Annotated in this window: 21 protein-coding genes; 4 read left to right on the forward strand and 17 right to left on the reverse strand. The window is 62.3% G+C overall.

All coding sequences use genetic code 11. The annotated features are described in order from the left end of the window. Positions 1 to 102: 102 nt before the first annotated feature. From urtD to cbiE, 17 genes are all read right to left on the reverse strand, one after another. Positions 103 to 972: an urea ABC transporter ATP-binding protein UrtD gene (gene urtD, locus AC1DQM_RS21235; protein ID WP_018928448.1), complete on the reverse strand. Its 870-nt coding sequence runs from the start codon at positions 970 to 972 to the stop codon at positions 103 to 105. Beyond that, the gene (gene urtC / locus AC1DQM_RS21240; protein WP_477746801.1) at positions 969 to 2048 is read right to left on the reverse strand and encodes an urea ABC transporter permease subunit UrtC; all 1080 of its coding nucleotides are present in this window, start codon (positions 2046 to 2048) and stop codon (positions 969 to 971) included. Before urtC ends, urtD begins: the two co-directional genes overlap by 4 nt. Further along, positions 2048 to 3550, reverse strand: coding sequence for an urea ABC transporter permease subunit UrtB (gene urtB / locus AC1DQM_RS21245; protein WP_477746802.1), 1503 nt, complete (start codon positions 3548 to 3550; stop codon positions 2048 to 2050). Before urtB ends, urtC begins: the two co-directional genes overlap by 1 nt. A 190-nt stretch (positions 3551 to 3740) precedes the next feature. Then, positions 3741 to 5006: an urea ABC transporter substrate-binding protein gene (urtA, locus tag AC1DQM_RS21250; RefSeq protein WP_019650644.1), complete on the reverse strand. Its 1266-nt coding sequence runs from the start codon at positions 5004 to 5006 to the stop codon at positions 3741 to 3743. A 407-nt stretch (positions 5007 to 5413) separates the two neighbouring features. Further along, positions 5414 to 5785 carry a DUF6124 family protein gene (locus AC1DQM_RS21255; RefSeq protein WP_477744187.1) on the reverse strand — a complete coding sequence of 124 codons (372 nt, stop codon included), beginning with the start codon at positions 5783 to 5785 and terminating at the stop codon, positions 5414 to 5416. A gap of 381 nt (positions 5786 to 6166) precedes the next feature. Then, the gene (locus AC1DQM_RS21260; protein WP_477746803.1) at positions 6167 to 7198 is read right to left on the reverse strand and encodes a FecCD family ABC transporter permease; all 1032 of its coding nucleotides are present in this window, start codon (positions 7196 to 7198) and stop codon (positions 6167 to 6169) included. Beyond that, positions 7195 to 8142, reverse strand: a complete 948-nt coding sequence (locus AC1DQM_RS21265) for an ABC transporter substrate-binding protein (protein WP_413697091.1) — start codon at positions 8140 to 8142, stop codon at positions 7195 to 7197. Before AC1DQM_RS21265 ends, AC1DQM_RS21260 begins: the two co-directional genes overlap by 4 nt. Then, entirely contained in the window at positions 8139 to 8927 is a 789-nt protein-coding gene (locus AC1DQM_RS21270) for an ABC transporter ATP-binding protein (RefSeq protein ID WP_064616049.1), read from the reverse strand. Before AC1DQM_RS21270 ends, AC1DQM_RS21265 begins: the two co-directional genes overlap by 4 nt. 231 nt (positions 8928 to 9158) lie before the next feature. Continuing rightward, positions 9159 to 10538, reverse strand: a complete 1380-nt coding sequence (locus AC1DQM_RS21275; RefSeq protein WP_204123891.1) for a PepSY-associated TM helix domain-containing protein — start codon at positions 10536 to 10538, stop codon at positions 9159 to 9161. Positions 10539 to 10662: 124 nt separating this feature from the next. Further along, entirely contained in the window at positions 10663 to 12780 is a 2118-nt protein-coding gene (locus AC1DQM_RS21280; RefSeq protein ID WP_477746804.1) for a TonB-dependent copper receptor, read from the reverse strand. A gap of 266 nt (positions 12781 to 13046) precedes the next feature. Then, complete coding sequence (locus tag AC1DQM_RS21285) at positions 13047 to 13514, reverse strand: DUF2946 domain-containing protein (protein WP_477746805.1); 468 nt, start codon at positions 13512 to 13514, stop codon at positions 13047 to 13049. Positions 13515 to 13535: 21 nt separating this feature from the next. Next, positions 13536 to 14015, reverse strand: coding sequence for a copper chaperone PCu(A)C (locus AC1DQM_RS21290; protein ID WP_477744183.1), 480 nt, complete (start codon positions 14013 to 14015; stop codon positions 13536 to 13538). Between the two features lie 48 nt (positions 14016 to 14063). Then, positions 14064 to 14462 carry a DUF2946 domain-containing protein gene (locus tag AC1DQM_RS21295; protein WP_019582256.1) on the reverse strand — a complete coding sequence of 133 codons (399 nt, stop codon included), beginning with the start codon at positions 14460 to 14462 and terminating at the stop codon, positions 14064 to 14066. Between the two features lie 193 nt (positions 14463 to 14655). Beyond that, entirely contained in the window at positions 14656 to 14820 is a 165-nt protein-coding gene (locus AC1DQM_RS21300; protein ID WP_477746806.1) for a hypothetical protein, read from the reverse strand. A 253-nt stretch (positions 14821 to 15073) separates the two neighbouring features. Continuing rightward, on the reverse strand, positions 15074 to 15796 hold the full coding sequence (locus AC1DQM_RS21305; RefSeq protein WP_430954338.1) for a cobalt-precorrin-6A reductase: 723 nt from the start codon (positions 15794 to 15796) through the stop codon (positions 15074 to 15076). Continuing rightward, positions 15793 to 16890, reverse strand: coding sequence for a cobalt-precorrin-5B (C(1))-methyltransferase (locus AC1DQM_RS21310; protein ID WP_477746807.1), 1098 nt, complete (start codon positions 16888 to 16890; stop codon positions 15793 to 15795). Before AC1DQM_RS21310 ends, AC1DQM_RS21305 begins: the two co-directional genes overlap by 4 nt. Further along, on the reverse strand, positions 16883 to 18094 hold the full coding sequence (cbiE, locus tag AC1DQM_RS21315; RefSeq protein WP_477746808.1) for a precorrin-6y C5,15-methyltransferase (decarboxylating) subunit CbiE: 1212 nt from the start codon (positions 18092 to 18094) through the stop codon (positions 16883 to 16885). The genes AC1DQM_RS21310 and cbiE overlap by 8 nt, the downstream gene beginning before the upstream one ends. Before the next feature lie 143 nt (positions 18095 to 18237). Between cbiE and cobG the strand changes: the two genes are divergently transcribed. From cobG to cobJ, 4 genes are read left to right on the forward strand one after another with little or no spacing between them, the layout of a single operon-like run. Beyond that, on the forward strand, positions 18238 to 19539 hold the full coding sequence (gene cobG, locus AC1DQM_RS21320) for a precorrin-3B synthase (RefSeq protein WP_477746809.1): 1302 nt from the start codon (positions 18238 to 18240) through the stop codon (positions 19537 to 19539). Further along, a complete protein-coding gene (locus tag AC1DQM_RS21325; protein ID WP_007937188.1) occupies positions 19532 to 20158 on the forward strand; it encodes a precorrin-8X methylmutase in 627 nt (208 codons plus the stop codon). The genes cobG and AC1DQM_RS21325 overlap by 8 nt, the downstream gene beginning before the upstream one ends. Continuing rightward, a complete protein-coding gene (locus tag AC1DQM_RS21330) occupies positions 20158 to 20889 on the forward strand; it encodes a precorrin-2 C(20)-methyltransferase (protein ID WP_477746834.1) in 732 nt (243 codons plus the stop codon). Before AC1DQM_RS21325 ends, AC1DQM_RS21330 begins: the two co-directional genes overlap by 1 nt. Continuing rightward, a complete protein-coding gene (gene cobJ / locus AC1DQM_RS21335) occupies positions 20889 to 22592 on the forward strand; it encodes a precorrin-3B C(17)-methyltransferase (RefSeq protein WP_477746810.1) in 1704 nt (567 codons plus the stop codon). Before AC1DQM_RS21330 ends, cobJ begins: the two co-directional genes overlap by 1 nt. Positions 22593 to 23009: the final 417 nt, after the last annotated feature.

A 23009-nucleotide genomic window follows, 5' to 3' on the forward strand; every position in this document is an offset into this window, starting at 1 on the left:
CCCTGTAGGAGCGAGGCTTGCCCGCGAAGGGGACGCCACGGTTGAACTGAAACACCGCGTTATCGTTCTTCGCGGGCAAGCCTCGCTCCGACAAAGGCAAAATCATCGACCGAGGTAGACCTCGATCACCCGCTCATTGTCCTGCACCTGCTCCAGCGACCCTTCGGCCAGTACGCTGCCCTGGTGCAACACGGTGACGTGGTCGGCGATCGAGCCGACGAAGCCCATGTCGTGTTCCACCACCATCAGCGAATGCTTGCCGGCCAGGCGCTTGAACAGCTCGGCGGTGAATTCGGTTTCGGCGTCGGTCATGCCCGCCACCGGCTCGTCGAGCAACAGCAGTTGCGGGTCTTGCATCAGCAGCATGCCGATTTCCAGAAACTGCTTCTGCCCGTGAGACAACAACCCTGCCGGGCGATTGACCGAACTGGTCAGGCGAATGGTTTCCAGCACTTCACTGATGCGATCTTTTTGTTCGCCGCTCAGGCGAGCCCGCAAGCTGGCCCACACCGACTTGTCGGTTTTCTGCGCCAGCTCCAGGTTTTCGAACACGCTCAGGGCTTCGAACACGGTTGGTTTCTGGAACTTGCGACCGATACCGGCCTGGGCGATTTGCACTTCGCTCATCTGCGTCAGGTCCAGGGTTTCACCGAACCAGGCCTTGCCGTGGCTGGGGCGGGTCTTGCCGGTGATCACGTCCATCAGCGTGGTTTTGCCCGCGCCGTTGGGGCCGATGATGCAGCGCAATTCGCCAACGCCGATGTACAGGTTCAGATTGTTGAGTGCCTTGAAACCATCGAAGCTGACGCTGATGTCTTCCAGGGTCAGGATGGTGCCGTGGCGCGTATTCAGGCCGGGGCCGACGCGTTGGCCGAGGCCAATGGCATCGCGGCTGCTGCCGGCATCCTTGTTGGGCTGCGGTGGAAAAAAGGCCGGTTCGAGCATGAATTCCGCAGTCGCTGTGATTCTCATGATTCACCCCTTTTCTTCAGCAGACCGATCACACCCTTAGGCAGATACAACGTCACGACGATGAACAGCGCGCCGAGGAAGAACAGCCAGTATTCCGGAAACGCCACGGTGAACCAGCTCTTCATCCCGTTGACCACGCCGGCACCCAGCAGCGGGCCGATCAGCGTGCCGCGCCCCCCCAAGGCAACCCAGACCGCCGCTTCGATCGAGTTGGTCGGCGACATTTCGCTCGGGTTGATGATCCCGACTTGCGGCACATACAACGCCCCCGCCAGGCCACACAACACCGCACTCAACACCCAGACAAACAGCTTGAAGCCGCGCGGGTCGTAGCCGCAAAACATCAGGCGGTTCTCGGCATCGCGCAACGCGGTCAACACCCGGCCGAACTTGCTTTGCGCCAGCCGCCAGCCGATGAACAGACTCGCCACCAGCAACAGTACCGTGGCGAAAAACAACACCGCGCGAGTCCCCGGTTCCGTGATGCCAAACCCGAGAATGCTGCGGAAGTTGGTGAAGCCGTTGTTGCCGCCAAACCCGGTTTCGTTGCGGAAAAACAGCAGCATCCCGGCGAAGGTCAGGGCTTGGGTCATGATCGAGAAATACACGCCCTTGATCCGCGAGCGGAAGGCGAAGAAACCGAATACCAATGCCAGCAATCCCGGCGCCAATACCACCAGGCACATGGCCCAGAGGAAGCTGCTGGTGCCGGTCCAGTACCACGGCAATTCGGTCCAGGACAGGAACGTCATGAACGCCGGCAAGCCGTCACCCGAGGCTTGGCGCATCAGGTACATGCCCATCGCATAACCGCCGAGGGCGAAGAACAGACCGTGACCGAGGGACAGGAGGCCGGCGTAACCCCAGACCAGATCGAGGGCGAGGGCGACGATGGCGTAGCAAAGAATCTTGCCCACCAGTGTCAGCGTGTAGGCCGAGACGTGCAGCGCGCTGTCGGGCGATAACAACGACAGCAATGGCAACGCCAGTAGCAAAACCAGAATCACCGCGCCAACAGTGATGGTGACTTTGGGGCCGGCTTTTTTTGTCGCGGTAACGAGCAGAGGCTGGTTCATCAGTCGATCACCCGTCCTTTCAGTGCGAAGAGGCCTTGCGGACGTTTCTGGATGAACAGAATGATCAACGCGAGGATCAGGATCTTTCCGAGTACCGCACCGATCTGCGGTTCAAGAATCTTGTTGGCGATGCCCAGCCCGAATGCGGCCAACACGCTGCCGGCCAATTGACCGACACCGCCGAGCACCACCACCAGGAACGAATCGATGATGTAGCTCTGGCCGAGGTCCGGGCCGACGTTGCCGATCTGGCTGAGCGCCACGCCACCGAGGCCGGCGATGCCCGAGCCTAAGCCGAAGGCGAGCATGTCCACGCGCCCGGTCGGCACCCCGCAGCACGCCGCCATGTTGCGGTTCTGGGTGACGGCGCGCACGTTCAAGCCAAGGCGCGTCTTGTTCAACAGCAGCCAGGTCAGCACCACCACAAACAAGGCAAACGCGATGATCACGATGCGGTTGTACGGCAGCACAAGATTGGGCAGCACCTGAATTCCGCCCGACAACCACGCCGGGTTGGCCACTTCGACGTTCTGCGCGCCGAACACCAGCCGCACCAACTGGATCAGCATCAGGCTGATGCCCCACGTGGCGAGCAGGGTTTCCAGCGGGCGGCCGTAGAGGTGGCGAATCACCGTGCGCTCCAGCGCCATGCCGATGGCGGCGGTAACGAAAAACGCCACCGGCAGCGCAATCAGCGGATAGAACTCGATGGCTTGTGGGGCGAAGCGCTGGAACATCAGCTGCACCACGTACGTCGAGTACGCGCCGAGCATCAACATCTCGCCGTGGGCCATGTTGATCACCCCGAGCAGGCCGAAGGTGATCGCCAAGCCCAATGCTGCGAGCAGCAGAATCGAACCCAGGGACATGCCACTGAAGGCCTGACCGAGCATCTCACCGATCAGCAGTTTGCGTTTGACCTGGGCCAGGCTGGTTTCGGCGGCGGTGTGCACACTGGCGTCGGCTTCGACGCCGGGTTCGAGCAAGCCTTCGAGGCGGGTGCGGGCCAGTGGGTCGCCGGTTTCGCCGAGCAAACGCACGGCGGCGAGGCGCACGGCGGGGGCACTGTCGACCAGTTGCAGATTGGCCAAGGCCAGGCTCAGGGCGGCGTGAACGGTTTCGTCTTGTTCGCTGGTCAGCTGTTGATCGAGGAATTTCAGCTGCGCCGGTTTGGCGCTTTTCTGCAATTGCTGCGCGGCGGCCAGACGGATTTTGGCGTCGGCGGCGAGCAATTGGTGGCTGGCCAAAGCGGTGTCGATCAGACCCCGCAGGCGATTGTTCAGGCGCAGGGTTTTCGGTTGGCCATCGATGGTCAGCTCGCCTTGTTGCAGGGCGTTGATCAGTTCGATGCGGGCCGGATCGGGCTGCGCGGCCCAGGCTTCCAGAAGCTTGGCTTGCTGCACGGGATTGGCCGCGACGAAGTCTTCGGCGTCGCCGGCGTGGGTGACCATCGGCAGTAACAGTGCGATGGCAAGGATCAAGCGGTAAAAGGCAGTGGGCATGTCAGTGTCCTTGCGCGGACTAAGTGTGGGAGCAAACTTTGTGGCGAGGGAGCTTGCTCCCGCTGGACTACGCAGTAGTCCCGTTTTTTGGGGCCGCTTCGCAGCCCAACGGGGGCAAGCCCCCTCACCACAAAGCCCGCTCACACAGGAGTTGTGTCGGGCCTGAGCTCCATGCTCAGGCCCCAGTGGCTTAGTTGCTCTTCACCGCATACTCCGGCTTCTTGTCGTTGCCCGGAATGAACGGGCTCCACGGTTGGGCGCGGATCGGCCCTTCGGTCTGCCACACCACGTTGAACTGACCGTCGGCCTGGATCTCGCCGATCATCACTGGCTTGTGCAGGTGATGGTTGGTCTTATCCATGGTCAAGGTGTAGCCGGACGGTGCGGCAAAAGTCTGGCCGGCCAGGGCTTCGCGGACTTTGTCGACGTCGGTGGATTTGGCTTTCTCGGCGGCTTGCGCCCACATGTGGATGCCAACGTAGGTGGCTTCCATCGGGTCGTTGGTCACCGCTTTGTCGGCGCCCGGCAGGTTGTGTTTCTTGGCGTAGGCTTTCCAGTCATTGACGAACTTCTTGTTCACCGGGTTTTCCACCGACTCAAAGTAGTTCCACGCCGCGAGGTTGCCCACCAGCGGTTTGGTGTCGATGCCGCGCAGTTCTTCTTCACCCACGGAGAACGCCACGACCGGTACGTCGGTGGCTTTCAGGCCCTGGTTGGCCAGCTCTTTATAGAACGGCACGTTGGAGTCGCCGTTGACGGTGGAGATGACCGCCGTCTTGCCACCGGCAGAGAATTTTTTGATGCTGGCCACGATGGTCTGGTAATCGCTGTGGCCGAACGGGGTGTAGACCTCTTCGATGTCCTTGTCCGCCACACCTTTGGAGTGCAGGAACGAGCGCAGGATCTTGTTGGTGGTGCGCGGGTAAACGTAGTCGGTGCCGAGCAGGAAGTAGCGCTTGGCGCTGCCGCCTTCTTCGCTCATCAGGTATTCCACTGCCGGGATCGCCTGTTGGTTGGGCGCCGCGCCGGTGTAGAACACGTTTGGCGACATCTCTTCGCCTTCGTATTGCACCGGGTAGAACAGCAGGCCGTTGAGCTCTTCGAACACCGGCAGCACCGATTTACGCGATACCGAGGTCCAGCAACCGAACACCACCGCCACTTTGTCCTGGGTCAGCAACTGCCGGCCCTTTTCGGCGAACAGCGGCCAGTTCGATGCCGGGTCCACGACCACAGGCTCCAGCATCTTGCCGTTCACGCCGCCCTTGGCGTTGATTTCGTCGATGGTCATCAACGCCATGTCTTTGAGCGAGGTTTCGGAGATCGCCATGGTCCCGGACAACGAATGCAGAATACCGACCTTGATGGTCTCGGCGGCCTGGACAGTCCAGGTCATGCCCATCGCGGCAATGCTTGCCGTGAGTGTGAAAGCCTTGATCAAACTGCGACGCTTCATTGTGCGATCTCCATGAACGTTAAAGTTTTTTATGGTTGGCAGATGCGGACGACTGAAGGCTGTTTTGCAAGGGCTGTGCCCGGTCGGGGACGGGCAAGGAAATGTCGTATTAGAGTGGTTGCGGGGTTTGCGTGACGCACCATGAAGGGACGGGGCTGGCGCGTTGGTGCGAGAAGATGCGCCACATTGGGGCGAAGGATTGCCCCAATGCCGGTCAGTTAAGGTAAAGGCGCTGTGAATACAAAACCTGTGGCGAGGGGGCTTGCCCCCGTTGGGTCGCGAAGCGGCCCCAAAACCTGCAACTGCGGTGTATCGGGTACACCGCGTGCAATGGTTTTACGACTGCTTCGCAGCCGAACGGGGGCAAGCCCCCTCGCCACAAAGGCTCTTTCCCAAAGAGCGGGGGATTACGCTGGGTCGACGTTATCCAGTGCCCGGTTTACCGCCAGCTCCGCCAGCATGATGCTCTGTTGAATCGCCAGCGCCGTGTAGCGCTGTGGGGCGGTCAGGTCGTTGGCGAAGTCGCTGGCCAGGACACTCGCCGTGGCTAACGATTCACAGGCGTGGGCCAGCAGGCTTTCGGTATCCATATTCGGTGCGACGATGAACATGGTGCTGGGGCGGCGGGGTTTTTCGGTGTAGGGCGCCGGGGGATCGAGATAGTAGTCGAGGGCGCGTTTTATGGCTTCGCGGTCTTTGAGCAGGTCTTCAGCGCGCAAGGTTTCGGGGTCGGGAGTGCTGGTGTTGACGGGTGGATCGGGAACAATTTTTTTATTCATTAGGGGCACCAAATCAAATGGAGCCACCACTTATCGTTTCTCACGCGATGAAGGGGTGGCAGCTATGTGCGGAGTGAGAAACCGGTCGTACCCCAAACCCGGCCGGACCGAAGTCCGCCCGCACACAGCCGCCATAGAGCATTGCACGCAGCGGTAAGCTGGCGGCAATTATGGTGGTACTGATGTTGGATTAACAGGGCTACCGGGTTCTCACGCCCGATCGCTGAGTTGTCAGCGACAGCCAAAGACTAGAGAGCCCGCTTCCGACGGACAACCTGAAAGATGCGTGGGAAAGGTCTGCGTTCTGATACATCCGTTAAACATTCAAAGCGGAGCGCGGAGCGTCCCTGGCGGCATTCCCACGCAGGAGCGTGGGAACGATCACCCTGTGGGAGCGGTGAGTCGGCGCCGGCGCATAAGACCGATGAAGAACAGCCCGCCAATCGCGGCGGTGGCGACGCCGATGGGCAGGTCTTCCGGGGCGATCAGGGTGCGTGCGGCTACGTCGACCCAGACCAGGAACAGGCTGCCCAACAACACGCACACCGGCAGTAACCGTCGATGCTCGGCCCCCACCAACCGTCGTGCAATGTGCGGCACCATCAACCCGACAAAACCAATCGAGCCGCTGATGGACACCAACACCCCGGTCATCAATGAGGCAATCAAAAACACCCGCAGCCGCACGGTGCGGGCATTGAGGCCCAGGGTCACGGCGGTCTGCTCGCCGGCCATCAACGCATTCAACGGCCGGGCCATGCCCAGCAACAACACCAACCCGAGCAACACACTCGCGGCGGGCACGGCGAGCAATTCCCAACGCGCCAGCCCGAGGCCGCCGAGCATCCAGAACATCACCGCCGAACTGGCGCGATGGTCGCCCAGAAACAGCAGCAGGTTGGCGATTGCCATCATCACGAATGACACCGCGACACCGCACAGCAGCAGCCGATCACTGTCCAGCCGCCCATGACGGTTGGCGATCATCAGCACGACCAGCATGCTCAGCAGCGCGCCGATAAACGCCGCGATGGGCAAGGTCAGCAGGCCGACGATTTCACCGACATGCAACACCACGATCACCGCGCCGAGGGTCGCGCCGGAGGTCACGCCCAACAAGTGCGGATCGGCCAATGGATTGCGCGTCACCGCTTGCAGCACCGCACCGATCAGCGCCAGGCCGGCGCCCACCAGCGCGCCGAGCAACATGCGCGGCACGCGGATCAGCCAGACGATGTGTTCCTGGCCGGCCGTCCAGTTCTGCTCGCCAACACCGAACGCCTTGTGCAGCAGAATCCGCCACACCACGTCCACCGGCACCCGCGCCGGGCCAAAACCCAGCGACACCACACACGACATCAGCAACAGCACGCCGAGGCCGATCAGCAACAAGGCATAGCGACGGTCGATCATTCGCCGTGGAAACCCTTGGCCAGGGTTTCGACCGCCAGCACGTTGTCGATCCCCGGCGTGGCTTGTACGTAAGGAATGACGATGAAGCGCTGGTTCTTGATCGCGTCCACCGATTGCAGGGCCTGGTTGTTCAGCAAAAACTGCTCCTTCTGTTCAGCGGTGACTTCGCCGTAATCGACGATCACGATCACCTGCGGATTACGCTCGACCACGTTTTCCCAGTTGACCCGGGTCCAGCTCGCCTCGACGTCGTCGAGAATGTTGCGCCCGCCGGCCGCGTCAATCAGCGCCTGGGGCATGCCCAGGCGCCCGGAGGTCATGGCCCGGTCTTCACCGCTGTCGTAGAGAAATACCCGAGGCTTGTCCGCTGGCAGATCCTGGCGCACCTCGGCGACTTGCGCCTGCATCCGGGCGATCACGGCATTGGCGCGATCCTGCACGTCGAAGATTTTGCCGAGGTTGCGCAGGTCGTTGTAGGTGTCATCCAGGCTGGCCGGTGGGCGCTTCATCACGAACGCGCAGGACTCGGTGAGCTCGTAGACGTTGATGCCCAGCGGTTGCAGGGTTTGCGGCGTGAGATCACCACCGACGCGCATGCCGTAATCCCAACCGGCGAAGAAGAAATCGACGTTGGCGTTGAGCAGGGTTTCCACCGACGGGTACTTGGCTGCCAGTTCCGGCAAGCCATCGAGGATGGTCTGCATCTGGGGCGTCACCGATTTCCATCCGGTCACGCCGCTGTAGCCGGCCATCCTGGGTTTGAGACCGAGGGCGAGCATCATCTGGGTCATGTTGATGTCGTGGCTGACCGCGTGTTTCGGCGCTTGCTTGAAGGTCACTGCGCGGTTGCAACTCTGGACAGTCAGCGGGTATTTCGTGGCCTCGGCGAAGGCATGGGCACTGCCCAGCAACAACGCGACGCAAAGCAGGGAACGCAAAGTCATGGTTGGGTTATCCAGGTGATTCGTGGGTAGCCGTGCAAGGGATGGTCATCGATCAGGGCGTCGACGCCGAACACGTTGTGCAATAGGTGTGTGGTCAGGACTTCTTTGGGGGTGCCACTGGCCACGATGCGACCGTGATGGATCACGTACAGCCGATCGCAGAAGGCTGCCGCCAGATTGAGGTCGTGGATGCTCGCCAATGTGCCGATCTGCAGGCGTTTGACCAGTTGCAGCAGTTCCAGTTGATAGCGCGGGTCGAGGTGGTTGGTCGGCTCATCGAGGATCAGCAATTGCGGTTGCTGGGCCAGGGCGCGGGCGAGGATCACCCTCTGCTTTTCACCGCCGGACAGGGTGGCGAAGGCGTGGTCTTCGAAGCCCTTGAGGCCGACTGATTCCAGGGCGTGGGCCGCGAGGTTGCGGTCGTGCACGGTGTCGCCGTCGAACAGTCCTTTGTGCGGCGTGCGGCCCATGGCGACCACTTCATCGACGGTCAGGCCGAAGGCGTCGGGAAATTCCTGCAACACCACGGCGATGCGTTGCGCACACCAGCGTGAGGACTGCTTCCAGACGTTGTGATGGTCGAGTTTTATCTCGCCATGTTCCGGTTTGCTGAAGCGATAAGCGCACCGCAGCAGGCTGGTTTTACCGCTGCCGTTGGGGCCGATCAACCCGACGAACTCACCGGCAGCCACGTGCAAGGAGGCGTCACGCAGCTGGAACTGGTGATGGCAGTGGCCGTGGCCCAGGGGTGTCCAGGCGAGGTTGGTGAGGTTCAGCGAAGTCATTTCATTCCTGATGATCGTTCAAGCCAGCACACAGAACTGTGGCGAGGGGGCTTGCCCCCGTTGGGTTGCGCAGCGACCCCAAACCTGACACCGCAGTTTCTCCGGGTTTACTGCGTTGTCGGGTTTTACGACTGCTGCGCAGCCGAACGGGGGCAAGCCCCCTCGCCACGCCAAGGATTCAATGCTGGCCCGCATTGTATTGGCTTTACGCGTACGCGTATCTCGCCTGTTTCATGATGAAGGTGAGGTGGATTCAATTTGCCGGCCCAGGCGTGACAGCAGCCCCCAATCCAATAGCCACACGACAACCAGCGAAGCCCCCACCAACGGAAACATCACCGCCAGGGCGAACATGATGACCATTGCGGTTTTCCATTTCGGCAGGTCGTGACGCAACGGTGGCACACCGAACTTGCCCTGTGGCCGACGCTTCCACCAGATCACCACGCCGCTGACGGCGCTGAGCAAAATCATCAGGCAGATCAGCAGCACGATGATCTGATTGAACGGGCCGAACATCTTGCCTTCGTGCAGCATCACGCCGACTTCCGTGGCGCGGGCGACGTTGCTGTAATGCTGCCAGCGCACGTCGGCGAGGACGTCGCCGGTGTACTGGTCGACGTGCAGGGTGGCATCGTTGCGCGGGTCATCGGCGAACACCGCGATGGTGAACACACCGGTGGCGGTGGTCGGGAAGGTGATGCTGTAGCCGGGCTCGACCTTGCGCTGCACGGCAATGTTTTGCACGTCTTGCAGGCTGATGGTCGGCGCCGCCGGGCCGGCTTGCGTGCTGGCGTGAGCCATGTGTTCGGCGTGGTCGCCGGACATTGGCATCGGCGTGTTCTCCATGGCCCACGGCACGGTCTGGCGTGTGGCGCTGTTGAGGCTGCGGGCCTCGACGTCGGACTTGGGCACGTCATTCCACATGGCGACCGGAAAGCGGTTCCAGAGGTCGGCGTATTGCTTACCCCAGAAGCCGGTCCAGGTCATGCCGCTGAGCAGCATCACCAGCAAAAACGCCGCGCCCCAGAAGCCAGTCACTGCGTGCAGATCACGCCACAGCACGCGGCCGCGACTGTTCAAGCGCGGCCAGAGAATGCCGGCGCGCTGGCCACGCGGCCACCACAAAAATACCCCGGAGACCACCAACACCACACCCCAACCGGCGGCCAGCTCCACCAGCCGATCACCGACGGTGCCGATCATCAACTCGCCGTGAATCGAGCGTGCGAGCGCCTGCAGATTGTTCTTCGCATCCTGCTCGCCGAGGATGTCGCCGTGGTACGGATCGATGAACACGTTTAGTTCATGACCTTCATTGATCACCACGAATTGCGCGCTGCGTTCAGCGTTGACCGGCGGCAGGTATTGTTTGATCCGGGCCTGTGGATACGCCTCTTTCACCCGTTTGAGCAGGTCGTCGGCGGCCACGGTGTGATGACCGGCCGGGATGTTCATCAGGCTGCCGTACATCAATGGATCGAGTTGCGGTTTGAACAGGTAGACGATGCCGGTCAGGGCCAGCATCACCATGAACGGCGCGACGAACAGGCCGGCATAGAAATGCCAACGCCAGGCCAGGTTGTAGAAATTCGGTTTGGGCTGTTTCACTTCGAGTGCTCCGCTAGGCTTGGATCTTTTGTCATTGTCTGGTGACTGCTGCGCAGTCATTCGCGGGCAAACCCGCTCCCACGGCGGTGTTGAAGCTGTGGGGACGGGCTCGCCCGCGATGCTCTTAGAAGCTCATGTCGACCTTGGTCCAGAGCGTGCGCCCCGGTTCGTTGATGGCTTGCGGATCATTGGCAGGGAAGCCGAAACCGGCGTTACCGGCCAGGTTCAGGTGTTCGGCGTAGGCCTTGCCGAACAAGTTGTCGACGCCGCTGCTGACCTTCCAGTTCTTGTTGATCCGGTACGCGCCGTTGAGCGAGAACACGCCGAACCCCGAGCTTTTGTCGAAGTCTTTGCCGACCACGTTGCCCTTGTTCCGATCGATGCGGTTTTGCGCCGCGACCACCCGCCACAAGGCGCCGGCGCTCCAGTTGTCTTCGCTGTAGGTCAGGCCGAAACGTGCATCCAGCGGTGGCATTTGCGGCAGGGCAGTGCCGTCGCTGCTGTTCTTGCCCCAGGCATAGGCCAGGGTCGCGTCGGCTTTCCAGTTGGCCGTCAGTTTGTAGGCTGCACCGAGTTCGCCGCCCATGATTCGCGCGTCGATGTTCTCGGCTTGCGAGGTCATGCCCATCATTCCCGGCGTGTAGTTGAACAGGATGTAGTCACGCACCTGCCCGACATATCCCGAGGCCCAGGCTTCGAGGTCGGCGGTCTTGTATTGCAGGCCGAAGTCGAGCTGGGTGGTTTTCTCCGGCTTGATCGCGTCGAACGCATTCACCGAACCGGCAGGGCCGGACTTGGGTGAAAACAGCTCCCAGTAATCCGGGAACCGCTGGGCATGGCCGAGGCCCGCATACAGCGTGGTCGGGCTGTCGGCCAGGTCATGCTCGTAACGCACGAAACCGCTGGGCAGGGTGTCGGCGCGGGTGTCGTCGGCGGTCGGGTTGGGGCGGGCCATCATCCCGGAGCCGATGGTCTGCCGATAATCCTTGGCCGAAGCACGGTCCAGTCGTGCGCCGGTGATCAGCCGATCACGGTCGGCGGCGTACCAGGTCAGTTCGCTGAACACGCCGTAGTTGTGGAAGTCGGCGTCCTTGTTGCGCGGCACATCCTTGTAGGCGTCGACGCCCATGGCGCTGCGTTGGCGGTGTTCGTTGGTTTGCGCGTCCAGGCCACTGATCAGTTGCACATCGGCCCAGCGCCAGGTGGCTTTGATCCGCGCGCCGAGGGTTCGGCGATCGACATTGGAGGCCATGGGACCGGCCATCATCCCGTTGCCGGATGGCGTGCGCAGGGTGTAGTTGTCCATCACGTGGTCGGCGTAGTTGTAGTAGACCTGCGCCTCGACCTTATCCAGCACCTCACCGATGTTCGACTGCTCGAAGCGCAGGCCCAGGCTTTCGCGCAAGAACTGCGAACCGTCCATGCCGCGCCCGGCGTAACGGGCTTCGCCGTCGCCCTTGCCGGCAGTCAATTCCAGCAGGGTGTCGGCGTTCGGCGTCCAGCCCAGCGCTATATCACCGTTCCATTTGTCGTAGCGCGAGGGCACGGTGTCGTTGTTGCCGTCCTTGTAGTCATCGGAGTGCGCGGTGTTGCCGATCACGCGCACGTAACCCAGCGGCCCGCCAGCGGCGGCGTCCACCACTTTGTCGAAGCGGCTGTTGGAGCCGGCCAATACGCTGGCATTCACCCGGGTGCCGAGTTCGCCGAAGCTTTCCGGCTCCCGGTCGAACAGGATGGTGCCGGCCGATGCGCCGGGGCCCCAGAGCACGGTTTGCGGGCCTTTGATCACGGTGAGTTTGTCGTAGGTTTCCGGTGAGATGTACGAGGTCGGCGCGTCCATCCGGCCGGGGCAGGCGCCGAGCATCATGCTGCCGTTGGTGAGGATATTCAGGCGCGAACCGAACATGCCGCGCAGCACCGGGTCGCCGTTGGTGCCGCCGTTGCGCACCAGCGCGAAGCCGGGGATGGTCTTCAGATAATCACCACCGTCGCTGGCCGGCACCGGTTGGCGCGGCTCCTTGGGGTTGGTGACGACAGTCAGCGGCGAGCTCGGCGCGATGGCGGTGATCACCGTCGGGCTCAGTTCTTCGGTGTGGCCGGCGTGTTCATCGGCCAGCACCATTGGCGTCAGCAACAAGCCGCAAAGAGCGGCGGTGGCGTGCCTGAAGCGAACGCGGGATGGATTCAGGGCAAAAAAAGCCTGGGCAGCGCCCAAACGTGTGTCAGCAGAAAACCTGGACATGAAAATTTCCATCGAACAGTCGTAAACGACACGGCCCGGAACCGACGCAATCCGTGTGGGAGCGAGCTTTGTGTGGCGAGGGGGCTTGCCCCCGTTCGGCTGCGTAGCAGTCGTAAAACGTTGCACGCGGTGTACCTGACACACGGCGATTGCAGGTTTTGGGGCCGCTTCGCGACCCAACGGGGGCAAGCCCCCTCGCCACACAAGCTCACTGCCACAGGTTGCTTGGGTTGACTTGCGGACCGTGTGGGATCGGAGGTAGGTGTTTACGCGGCGATGGGCGGGGCGCGGGTGCGGGCGCCGGGGAAGAAGGTTTGCCGGGCGTGGCCCAGGCGGGTGGCGGGTGTGGTGAAGGTGGGGGCGGGCGGGGTGTCGAACGCGGTGAATGAAGCGCCACCGGTGAGTGCCGGGCAATTGAACAGCAGGCTGCAATAGCCGCATTTTTCCCACAGCGCGTGATGCTCGGCTGTCGGCCGGCAGTGTTCGGCAGCCGGTTGTGCGTCGTGGTCGGCGTGCTCCATCGCCGACATGTCCGAGCCCATGTCCATCGACATGTTCATGGACATGCCTATCGCCATGCTCGAAGCAGCCGCGCGCGAATCCATCGGCATCGACTGAGAAATCAGTGGGCCGATAAAGATCATCAGCATGGCGAACAGGCTGATCCAGCTGCCGCGGGTCAGGCTCATTGGCTGACGGCGGCGCACGGATGGCCTGGCGCTATGCGGGCGCATAGGCGTTTTCAACGGGGGCGATTACTGGGCGTGCATGTGCGCTTGCATGCTGTCCGGTGCCTTTTTCTGCACCGAGACCTCGACCGTTACATCACCGGACTTCTCGAAGTGCAGGGTCAGCGGGAAGCGCTTGCCGTCGCTCAACAGGCTGCGGTCTCTGAGCTCCAGCAGCATCACGTGGTATGCCATCGGGGCGAAGGTGACATCGCCGCCAGCCGGAATCTCGACGCTGGGCACTTGCTGCATTTTCATCAGATCGTTTTGCATCACATGTTCGTGCAACTCGGCCTTGCCGGATATTGGCGATCCGACGCTAAGCAGCCGATCAGCGGTTTTGCCGCTGTTGTGAATCACGAAATACGCCGCGACGGTGGGCGCGTTGGGCGGCAACTCCTGCGACCACGGATGGGCGATCTCAAGTTCGCCAACCTTGTATTCGTGGGCATTGGCAAAACAGGCAGGCAGCAGCAACACAGCCAGGACGATGAGTTTGTTCAACATGGCAGTTCTCCAGAACGATTCAAAACGCAGGTCAATTGCGAGAAGGAATCACACCAGAGGGGACGCGCGGGGGTTGAGACTCGGCCATTGCTGGCGCGGTGTCGGTGTGTCGAGCGTGGCCGGCGGCACGCTTCGATTGGCCTCGAATCGCGCGTAATACAACTGCGGCGTATGCCCCGGCAACGCCACCAACGGCGCGGAGCCCGAGCAACACCAGCAATGCTGCATGTTGGAATGATCGTCGTTCTGCGGGGCTTTCTGCTCGATGTCGCCCAGGGAAATCGCCACCAGCTTCGTGCCGCTGGAAGAGCAGAAACTGCCCCACAGCAACTGTTCGGCCGGCGATTTCGCCGTTTGCGCCATCGCTCCGGACATCGGCATGGCGAGCATGTTGAACAGCACTGCAAAGCAGGCGATCCAGGCAAATGCGAGCCGTTGTCGGGACATGGGACAGATCCGTTTGAGTGGGCGATCAGGCGCGGCTATTTAGCCTGATCAGGGGCGATAAGTAAAAAGACCGCGTGCGGTGTGGTGTCGCAGCGAGTCAGTCAGCATATCGAGCAGCCGGCGTGCAAGCTCAGCCTCGCCGTTTTGAAAGAGTGTAGCGACTTCGACTCTTAATGCCTGAGCGAATTGAGGGTCACTTTGGATTCTTGCCCGGATTGTGTTTGACATCTCTGAGCGCTACACGATTGAAGCTTCCATCGCCCGGGTCTTCCTCTTCGCAGGCCTTGATGTAGTGCCACATATCGGCAGACGTCAGGAGAAACTCAGTGATATCGAAGCGAGTGAATTTTTCAGTCATCCGCCATTTCCCGTTACATGGGTGGGGCTTGAAATATGGGGGTTGGGTTGTGAGCCCACAAGTCAGTCGATTTGGATGATGTTGTGCGTTAGGTCCGATGGATATGTAGGGGATTGCGCATTTTATGTAGCAGCTGCCGAAGGCTGCGTTCGGCTGCGTAGCGGTCGTGATCCCATGCGCCGCAGTCAACCTGGCAGACCGTGGTGTTTGATTTTACGACTGCTGCGCAGCCGAACGCAGGCTTCGCCAGCTGCTACCAGTTTTGTGTGAGGGCCGTTAAAACCTCAGTCACCGCCCCAAACTCCCGCTCAACCCCCGGCAACACCGGCCGCTTCAACACCAGCACCGGCACTCCACGCTCCCGCGCCACTTCGAGTTTCGGCTCGGTGGCAGTGCTGCCGCTGTTTTTGCTGATCAGCACATCGATCTGCCGACGTTCGAACAGCTCACGTTCATCCTCGATCAGAAACGGCCCACGGGCGCCGATCACTTCGCAGCGCGCGTTGCCCGGATAAACGTCCAGTGCACGCAACGTCCAGAATTGCTCCGGCGGGATTTCGTGCAGGTGCTGCAATGGCTCGCGACCGAGGGTGAACAGCGGTCGGCGAAAAGGTTTCAGCGCTTCGATCAGCTCGGCCCAGTCGCTGACTTCGCGCCAGTCATCTGCGGCTTGTGGCTGCCAGGCCGGACGGCGCAAGGCCCAACAGGCAATGCCGCTCAACTTCGCGGCGGTGGCGGCGTTGTGGCTGATGCGGGCCGCGTAGGGGTGGGTCGCATCCAGCAGCAGGTCAATGCCTTCGTCACGAATGAACTGCGCCAGACCTTCGGCGCCACCATAGCCGCCAACGCGGACCTGACAGTTCAGATCCGTCGGTACACGACCGACGCCAGCCAGGCTGTAGATGTGCTCCGGCCCCAGGGTTCGGGCGATGGCCAATGCCTCAGTGACGCCGCCGAGCAACAACACGCGCTTCATTGAACAACTCCCGCATGGCCGACAATCCCGCCCTGGCGATCGATGGCGAAGACTTCGACCTGAACCTGTGTCGGCACCACGCTGCGGGCAAAGTCGAGGGCGTGCTGGCACACCGCGTCGCCGAGGGCGATTCCGGCGGCGCTGGCCATGGCCAAAGCTTGCTGACTGGTATTGGCTTCGCGGATCGCCTGTTGCAACGCCGCATTGGCACCGACCGCCGCGGCCCATTCGGCCAGTTGCGGCAGGTCGATGCTTGAATGCCGACTGTGCAAATCCATGTGCCCGGCTGCCAGTTTGCTGATCTTGCCGAAGCCGCCGCACAGGCTGAGTTTTTCCACAGGTACTTTACGCAAGTGCTTGAGCACCGCGCCGACGAAGTCGCCCATTTCGATCAGGGCGATTTCCGGCAAGTCGTAGATCCGGCGCATGGTGTCTTCGCTGGCGTTGCCAGTGCACGCGGCGATGTGCAGGTAACCGTTGGTTTTGGCGACGTCGATGCCCTGGTGGATCGAGGCAATGTAGGCGGCGCAGGAGAATGGCCGGACGATGCCGCTGGTGCCGAGGATCGACAAGCCGCCGAGAATGCCTAGCCGCGGGTTCATGGTCTTCAGCGCCAGGGCTTCGCCGTCCTCGACGTTTACCGTGACCTCGAAGCCGCCCTGGTAATTCAGTTCCTCGGCCAGCAACGTCAGGTGATCAGTGATCATCTTGCGCGGCACCGGGTTGATCGCCGGTTCGCCGACGTTCAGCACCAGCCCTGGCCGGGTGACGGTGCCGACGCCACGGCCGGCGCTGAAGCGGATACCCGGTTCGCTGTGCAGGCGCACCTGGGAAAACAGCAGGGCGCCGTGGGTCACGTCGGGGTCGTCGCCGGCGTCCTTGATCGTTCCGGCTTCGGCGCCGTCGTCCGTCAGTCGACAGAATTCCAGGCGCATTTGCACCCGTTTGCCTTTGGGCAGAATGATCTCGACGGCGTCCGCTTCCACGCCGCCGAGCAGCAGGCGGGCGGCCGCGAGGCTGGTGGCGGTGGCGCAGCTGCCGGTGGTCAGGCCGCTGCGCAGCGGGGCGGGTTGTTCGGCGGTTTCGTCACGCATCGAGGGGTTTCGTCACGTCCAGCAAGGTAATCGGCAGCGCCTGACGCCAGGTATCGAACTCGCCCAACGGTTGCGCCTGGGCGACGTGAATGCGGGTCAGCTCACCGCCATGCCGTTCACGCCAGGCCATCAAGGTCACTTCGCTTTGCAGTGTCACAGCGTTGGCGATCAACCGGCCGCCGGGTTTGAGTTGCGCCCAGCAAGTATCGAGCACGCCCTCACGAGTGACGCCACCGCCGATGAAAATCGCGTCCGGGCGTTCGAGTCCGCTCAGGGCTTGCGGCGCACTGCCGCGAATCAATTGCAGGCCGGGAACGCCCAGGGCATCGCGGTTGTGTTCAATCAACGCCTGCCGTCCCTCATCCGCTTCGATGGCCAGCGCCCGGCAACTCGGGTGAGCGCGCATCCATTCGATGCCGATCGAACCGCTGCCGGCGCCGACGTCCCACAGCAGTTCGCCGGGGATCGGGGCGAGGCGAGAAAGGGTGATGGCGCGCACGTCGCGTTTAGTCAGTTGGCCGTCGTGCTGGAAGGCTGAGTCTGGCAGGCCGGCCAGGCGCGACAGGCGCGGCGTGTTGGGTTCAGCGATGCATTCGATGGCGATCAGGTTCAGATCGGCGATCGCCGGGTCGCTCCAGTCGTTGGCAGCGCCCTCGATGCGCCGTTCGGCTTCGCCGCCCAGATGTTCCAGCACGGTCAGGCGACTCGGCCCGAAACCGCCCTCACGCAGCAGCGCCGCAATGGCCGCCGGACTCTGGCCGTCGTTGCTCAACACCAGCAAGCGCACACCACTGAACAAATGAGCGTTGAGCGCGGCGACGGGACGGGCGACCACCGACAGTGTCACCACATCCTGCAACGGCCAGCCCAGGCGAGCGGCCGCCAGTGACACGGAGGATGGGGTGGGCAGGATCAGCATTTCTGCGCCGGGTAGTTGCCGCGCCAGGCTGGCACCGACGCCAAAGAACATCGGGTCGCCGCTGGCCAGCACGCAAACCGGCTCGCCCCGCAGCGCCAATAGAGGTTCAAGTGAGAATGGACTGGGCCAGAGCTGGCGCTCACCGCGAATGCACACGGGCAACAAATCCAGTTGCCGTTGGCCGCCGAATATCCGCGAAGCGCCCAGCAGGGCGCGACGGGCGTTCTTGCCCAGCCCCTTGAAGCCGTCTTCACCGATACCTACTACTGTCAGCCAGGGCGACATCTGCAGTCCTCAAAAAATGCCTCAAACGGGGTGTTCCGACGGGCAGGCTTTTCATGCCGTCGGACAAAGCAGGCATAATACCGCGCCTTCGCCCGCGAAGCGCCTTTCCCACACAGCCGGTCGCCCCTTTGAACGAACGCCCGATGTCTACCGCCTTACGCCCCTCGGCCTGCCCGGGGTTGCTGCGTATCGTCCCGGCGCTGGATGGCGGTATCTGCCGGATCAAATTGAACGGCGGCTCGATCAGCGCGGCCCAGGCTGAAGCGGTGGCCAGCGCGGCCGAACGGTTTGCCGGGGGCGTGATCGAGGCGACCAACCGGGCCAACCTGCAGATTCGCGGAATTGGCAGTGAGCAGACGGCTTTGATCGACAGCCTGCTCGCCGCAGGGTTGGGGCCGCGTACCGCGGCGGGCGACGATGTGCGCAATCTGATGCTCAGCCCGTCTGCCGGGATTGACCGGCACATGCTCTTCGACACGCATGCGCTGGCGGAGCAGATCCTCACCACGCTGCAAAGCCACGAACGTTTCCACGAGCTCAGCGCCAAGTTTGCCGTGCAACTCGATGGCGGCGAGGCGTTGGCGATGCTCGAGCACCCGCATGATCTGTGGTTGTCTGCTGCTGAGCGAAACGGCGAGCTGCTGCTGGCGTTCGGTCTGGCGGGTTGCCCTACGGACAGGCCCGCAGGCGCGGTGTCACTCGAGCAGGGGCACGCACTGGTGGTAGCGGTGCTGGAGTTGTTTCTCGACCTGGCGCGTCCGGATCAAACACGAATGCGTCATTTGCTGGCCGAGTATCCACTCGCAGAGTTTCTCGCTCGCCTGGCCGAGCGTGTGCCCTTGAAGTCGATTACCGATTGGCAGCGCTTGTTGACCCCAGGTGCCCTGCACATCGGCGATCATCCACAGGCTGGAACCGAATACGTCTATGTCGGCGCCGTACCGCCTTTGGGGCGGCTCGATCCCGTCATGCTCAGGGGCGTGGCGCAACTGGCGTGGGAATTCGGCGACGCGAGTCTGCGTTTCACTCCATGGCAAAATCTGTTGCTGCCCAACGTTCGCAAAGAGCGGGCGCCTGAAGTGATTAGGCGTCTGGAGCAACTGGGCCTGCTATGTGGCGCTGATCAGCCTGTGTCACGGTTGATCGCCTGCACCGGTTCCGCTGGCTGCGGCAAGGGCCTGGCCGATACCAAGAGCGACGCCATGCAATTGGCTGCGCTGTTGCAACGTCACGATCAAGCAGTGCATTTGTCCGGCTGCCAGCGTTCCTGCGCCGCGGCCCATGTGGCACCGATCACGCTGCTGGCTGTCGCCCCCGGTCACTACGACCTCTATCTTCGCGATGCAGGGCAGCCGGGTTTCGGCGCCCTGCACGCACACAACCTTACTATTGAAGCGGTCGCAGCCTTGCTCGACGCCCGCTCACGGAGCCCCCTTGATGCTTGATTACATCCGCGACGGTCAGGAGATCTATCGCAACTCCTTCGCGATCATTCGCGCCGAGGCCAACCTTGCGCGTATTCCGGCCGATCTGGAGAAACTCGCCGTGCGGGTGATCCACGCCTGCGGCATGGTCGAGGCCATCGACGGTCTGCAGTTTTCCGAAGGCGCCGGCAAGGCCGGGCGCGATGCGCTGGCCGCTGGCGCGCCGATTCTGTGCGACGCGCGGATGGTCAGCGAGGGCGTGACCCGCGCGCGTTTGCCGGCCAACAACCCGGTGATCTGCACCCTGCGCGACGACAGCGTGCCGGAGCTTGCCCGTGAGTTGGGCAATACCCGTTCCGCCGCCGCGCTGGAGCTGTGGCGTCCGCATCTGGAAGGCAGCGTGGTGGTGATCGGCAACGCACCGACCGCACTGTTTTATCTGTTGGAAATGCTCGATGCCGGCGCGCCGAAGCCGGCGCTGATCCTCGGCTTCCCGGTGGGCTTCGTCGGCGCCGCCGAATCCAAGGCGATGCTCGCGGCGGACAGCCGTGGCGTGCCTTTCGTCATCATGCAAGGCCGGCTCGGCGGTAGCGCCATGGCCGCCGCCGCCGTCAATGCCCTCGCCACGGAGATCGAATGATGCAGCAACCTGGACGTTTGATTGGCCTGGGCGTCGGCCCCGGTGATCCGGAACTGATTACCGTCAAAGCCTTGCGCCTGCTGCGCGAATCGCCGGTGGTGGCGTACTTCGTCGCCAAGGGCAAGAAGGGCAATGCATTCGGCATCATCGAAGCGCATCTGCAAGATGCACAAACCCTGTTGCCACTGGTTTACCCGGTGACCACCGAAGCGCTGCCGGCGCCGTTGTCGTATGAACAAGTGATCAGCGATTTCTACGATACGGCCGCTGAACAACTTGCCGCGCATCTGGACGCGGGCCGTGATGTGGCGGTGATCTGCGAAGGCGATCCGTTCTTCTACGGCTCCTACATGTACCTGCACGATCGACTGGCCGAGCGTTACGAAGCCGAAGTCGTGCCGGGTGTCTGCTCGATGCTCGGCGGTGCCTCGGTACTCGGTGCGCCGCTGGTGTATCGCAATCAGAGCCTGTCGGTGTTGTCCGGCGTGCTGCCCCACGAAGACCTCAAGCGTCGCCTGGCCGATGCCGATGCGGCAGTGATCATGAAACTGGGGCGCAACTTTCCCAAGGTCCGTCAGGTGCTGGAGGAACTCGGTCTGGCAGAGCGTGCGCTGTATGTGGAGCGCGCGACCATGGCCAACCAGAAAATCGTGCCGCTGGATCAGGTCGAGCCGATGTCCTCGCCGTATTTCTCGCTGATCATCGTTCCCGGCGAGCGGTGGCAAGGCTGATGACTCATTCCACGCCCGCAATCGTCATTCTCGGTCAAGGCAGTCTGGCCACTGCCCGCCGTATTCAACAGGTGTATCCGGCTGCGTTGATCCACGGCCTGGCCGGACGGGTCGAGGGCGCCGACCGCACTTATCCCGAATTCGGCGCGACCCTGCGCGAGCTGTATCAGCAGGACACGCCGATCATTGCCCTGTGCGCGGCGGGGATCGTCATTCGCACCCTGGCTGCGCTGTTGCTGGAAAAGGGCGCCGAACCGCCGGTGCTGGCCGTGGCCGAAGACGGTAGCGCGGTGGTGCCCTTGCTCGGTGGCCTCGGTGGCGTGAACGTCATGGCGCGCGAGATCGCTAGCGGGTTGCAGGTCGCTGCGGCGATCACCACCAGCGGCGAACTGCGCTTTGGCACCTGCCTGCTCAATCCGCCAAGCGGTTACGCCCTTGGCGATCTGGAACTGGGCAAGCGTTTTGTCTCTGATTTGCTTGCCGGGCACAGCGTGCGCATCGAAGGCGCGGCGCCGTGGCTGGAGCAGGCGCAGTTGGTGGAAGATCCACTGGCGCAGCGTTCGATCCATGTCGGCAGCGACGCCCGTGAGGCAAGTGCCAATGAGCTGGTGATTTATCCGCGCAGTGTTGCGGTGGCGATTGGCGCCGCCGCCGCAGATTTGCCGAGCACTGTTCGCGCGGCGTTACAGCAGGCGAACGTCGCGGTGCAGGCGCTGGCCTGCCTGGTAGCGGCTGACACTGAAATGGCCAGCCCGGTGTTGCATGCAGCGGCCGTTGCGCTGGGTGTGCCGCTGCGTTTTGTCGCGCCGGCGAGCGATATCGGCGCGTTGGCCCGTAGTGCGGTGCCCGAGGCGACGATCATCGCAACGACAAACAATGTGGCTGTGGCCGTGACCGAACAACCGCTGGACCTCACGCAAGTCGGCCGCCCACGCGGGCGTCTGGCCGTGATCGGCCTCGGCCCGGGCGCCGCCGAACTGATGGTGCCCGCCGTCAAGGCCGAATTGGCCCGGGCCACCGATGTGCTCGGCTACGAAACCTACGTGCGCATGGCCGGTCCCTTCCGCGCGGATCAGGTGCTGCATTGCACCGACAACCGCGAAGAAATGCAGCGTGCCCGTCACGCCTTCGAACTGGCGGCCCGGGGCCGTTCGGTGATCGTGGTGTCCTCAGGCGACCCGGGCGTGTTCGCGATGGCGGCGGCGGTGCTTGAAGCCTTGCACGAGTCGAGTGACCCGGCCTGGCACACTGTCGAGCTGGAGATCCTGCCGGGCGTCTCCGCGTCGCTCGCCACCGCTGCCCAGGCCGGTGCGCCGCTGGGGCATGACTTCTGCGTGATGTCCCTGTCGGACAATCTCAAGCCGTGGTCGATCATCGAAAAGCGTCTGGACCTGGCCGCCGAAGCGGACCTGGCCCTGGCGTTCTATAACCCGATCTCACGTTCACGGCCATGGCAGCTGGGGCGTGCGCTGGAGATCGTCGCGCAGCATCGCAAACCTGAAACGCCGGTGGTGCTGGGGCGGGATATCGGCCGACCGGGACAGACCTTACGCACGACCACCTTGGGGGCGTTGACCCCGGATCAAGTGGACATGCGCACCATGGTGCTCGTCGGCTCTTCCACTACCTGCGCATTCCCTCGCGCGGAGGGCGGCGATTGGGTGTATACGCCACGCTGGTACGGTGAAAAACCGGCGTCCTGATATCCAGCGGCCCTTCGGGGCCGCAGTCTTTTCCGTCACTTCACAGCACTGGAATCCCAGTGGTCGGGTTGGTTTTTTCCACGTTCGAACGTGTCGTCCTTTTCAGCGGCTGTCATGGGATTTGGCGCGGTAGCCTGTGGTCTTTTTTCTGTCGCTAATGTCTTGTTTTATTTATTCGGAAATATTAAATATTTTGCATTGTTGAGTGTGTGACAGGTTTGTTTGAAGTGGCAGTGGTTTAATGTTTGCTCGTGGTGTGTTAAGTAACTTTTGGTGTCGTTAGAGTGTGTTGTTAAGTTTTTTTGTTTCTGCTTTATTGAAATTAATTGAATTTCTTCCTGTTTGAGCTTGCCTGTTTCAAGGCGTAGTTTTCAACTTCCAGGTCAAGACTTTAGATGCCCTGTTGTTTGAGTGTCT

This window comes from Pseudomonas sp. 01L34 (assembly GCF_056400265.1).

What these genes read in the sequence shown, in the direction of transcription:
- urtD (WP_018928448.1), bottom strand. Translation starts at nt 972, where the DNA reads ATGAGAATCACAGCGACTGCGGAATTCATGCTCGAACCGGCCTTTTTT.
- urtC (WP_477746801.1), bottom strand. Translation starts at nt 2,048, where the DNA reads ATGAACCAGCCTCTGCTCGTTACCGCGACAAAAAAAGCCGGCCCCAAA.
- urtB (WP_477746802.1), bottom strand. Translation starts at nt 3,550, where the DNA reads ATGCCCACTGCCTTTTACCGCTTGATCCTTGCCATCGCACTGTTACTG.
- urtA (WP_019650644.1), bottom strand. Translation starts at nt 5,006, where the DNA reads ATGAAGCGTCGCAGTTTGATCAAGGCTTTCACACTCACGGCAAGCATT.
- AC1DQM_RS21255 (WP_477744187.1), bottom strand. Translation starts at nt 5,785, where the DNA reads ATGAATAAAAAAATTGTTCCCGATCCACCCGTCAACACCAGCACTCCC.
- AC1DQM_RS21260 (WP_477746803.1), bottom strand. Translation starts at nt 7,198, where the DNA reads ATGATCGACCGTCGCTATGCCTTGTTGCTGATCGGCCTCGGCGTGCTG.
- AC1DQM_RS21265 (WP_413697091.1), bottom strand. Translation starts at nt 8,142, where the DNA reads ATGACTTTGCGTTCCCTGCTTTGCGTCGCGTTGTTGCTGGGCAGTGCC.
- AC1DQM_RS21270 (WP_064616049.1), bottom strand. Translation starts at nt 8,927, where the DNA reads ATGACTTCGCTGAACCTCACCAACCTCGCCTGGACACCCCTGGGCCAC.
- AC1DQM_RS21280 (WP_477746804.1), bottom strand. Translation starts at nt 12,780, where the DNA reads ATGTCCAGGTTTTCTGCTGACACACGTTTGGGCGCTGCCCAGGCTTTT.
- AC1DQM_RS21285 (WP_477746805.1), bottom strand. Translation starts at nt 13,514, where the DNA reads ATGCGCCCGCATAGCGCCAGGCCATCCGTGCGCCGCCGTCAGCCAATG.
- AC1DQM_RS21290 (WP_477744183.1), bottom strand. Translation starts at nt 14,015, where the DNA reads ATGTTGAACAAACTCATCGTCCTGGCTGTGTTGCTGCTGCCTGCCTGT.
- AC1DQM_RS21295 (WP_019582256.1), bottom strand. Translation starts at nt 14,462, where the DNA reads ATGTCCCGACAACGGCTCGCATTTGCCTGGATCGCCTGCTTTGCAGTG.
- AC1DQM_RS21300 (WP_477746806.1), bottom strand. Translation starts at nt 14,820, where the DNA reads ATGACTGAAAAATTCACTCGCTTCGATATCACTGAGTTTCTCCTGACG.
- AC1DQM_RS21305 (WP_430954338.1), bottom strand. Translation starts at nt 15,796, where the DNA reads ATGAAGCGCGTGTTGTTGCTCGGCGGCGTCACTGAGGCATTGGCCATC.
- AC1DQM_RS21310 (WP_477746807.1), bottom strand. Translation starts at nt 16,890, where the DNA reads ATGCGTGACGAAACCGCCGAACAACCCGCCCCGCTGCGCAGCGGCCTG.
- cbiE (WP_477746808.1), bottom strand. Translation starts at nt 18,094, where the DNA reads ATGTCGCCCTGGCTGACAGTAGTAGGTATCGGTGAAGACGGCTTCAAG.
- cobG (WP_477746809.1), top strand. Translation starts at nt 18,238, where the DNA reads ATGTCTACCGCCTTACGCCCCTCGGCCTGCCCGGGGTTGCTGCGTATC.
- AC1DQM_RS21325 (WP_007937188.1), top strand. Translation starts at nt 19,532, where the DNA reads ATGCTTGATTACATCCGCGACGGTCAGGAGATCTATCGCAACTCCTTC.
- AC1DQM_RS21330 (WP_477746834.1), top strand. Translation starts at nt 20,158, where the DNA reads ATGCAGCAACCTGGACGTTTGATTGGCCTGGGCGTCGGCCCCGGTGAT.
- cobJ (WP_477746810.1), top strand. Translation starts at nt 20,889, where the DNA reads ATGACTCATTCCACGCCCGCAATCGTCATTCTCGGTCAAGGCAGTCTG.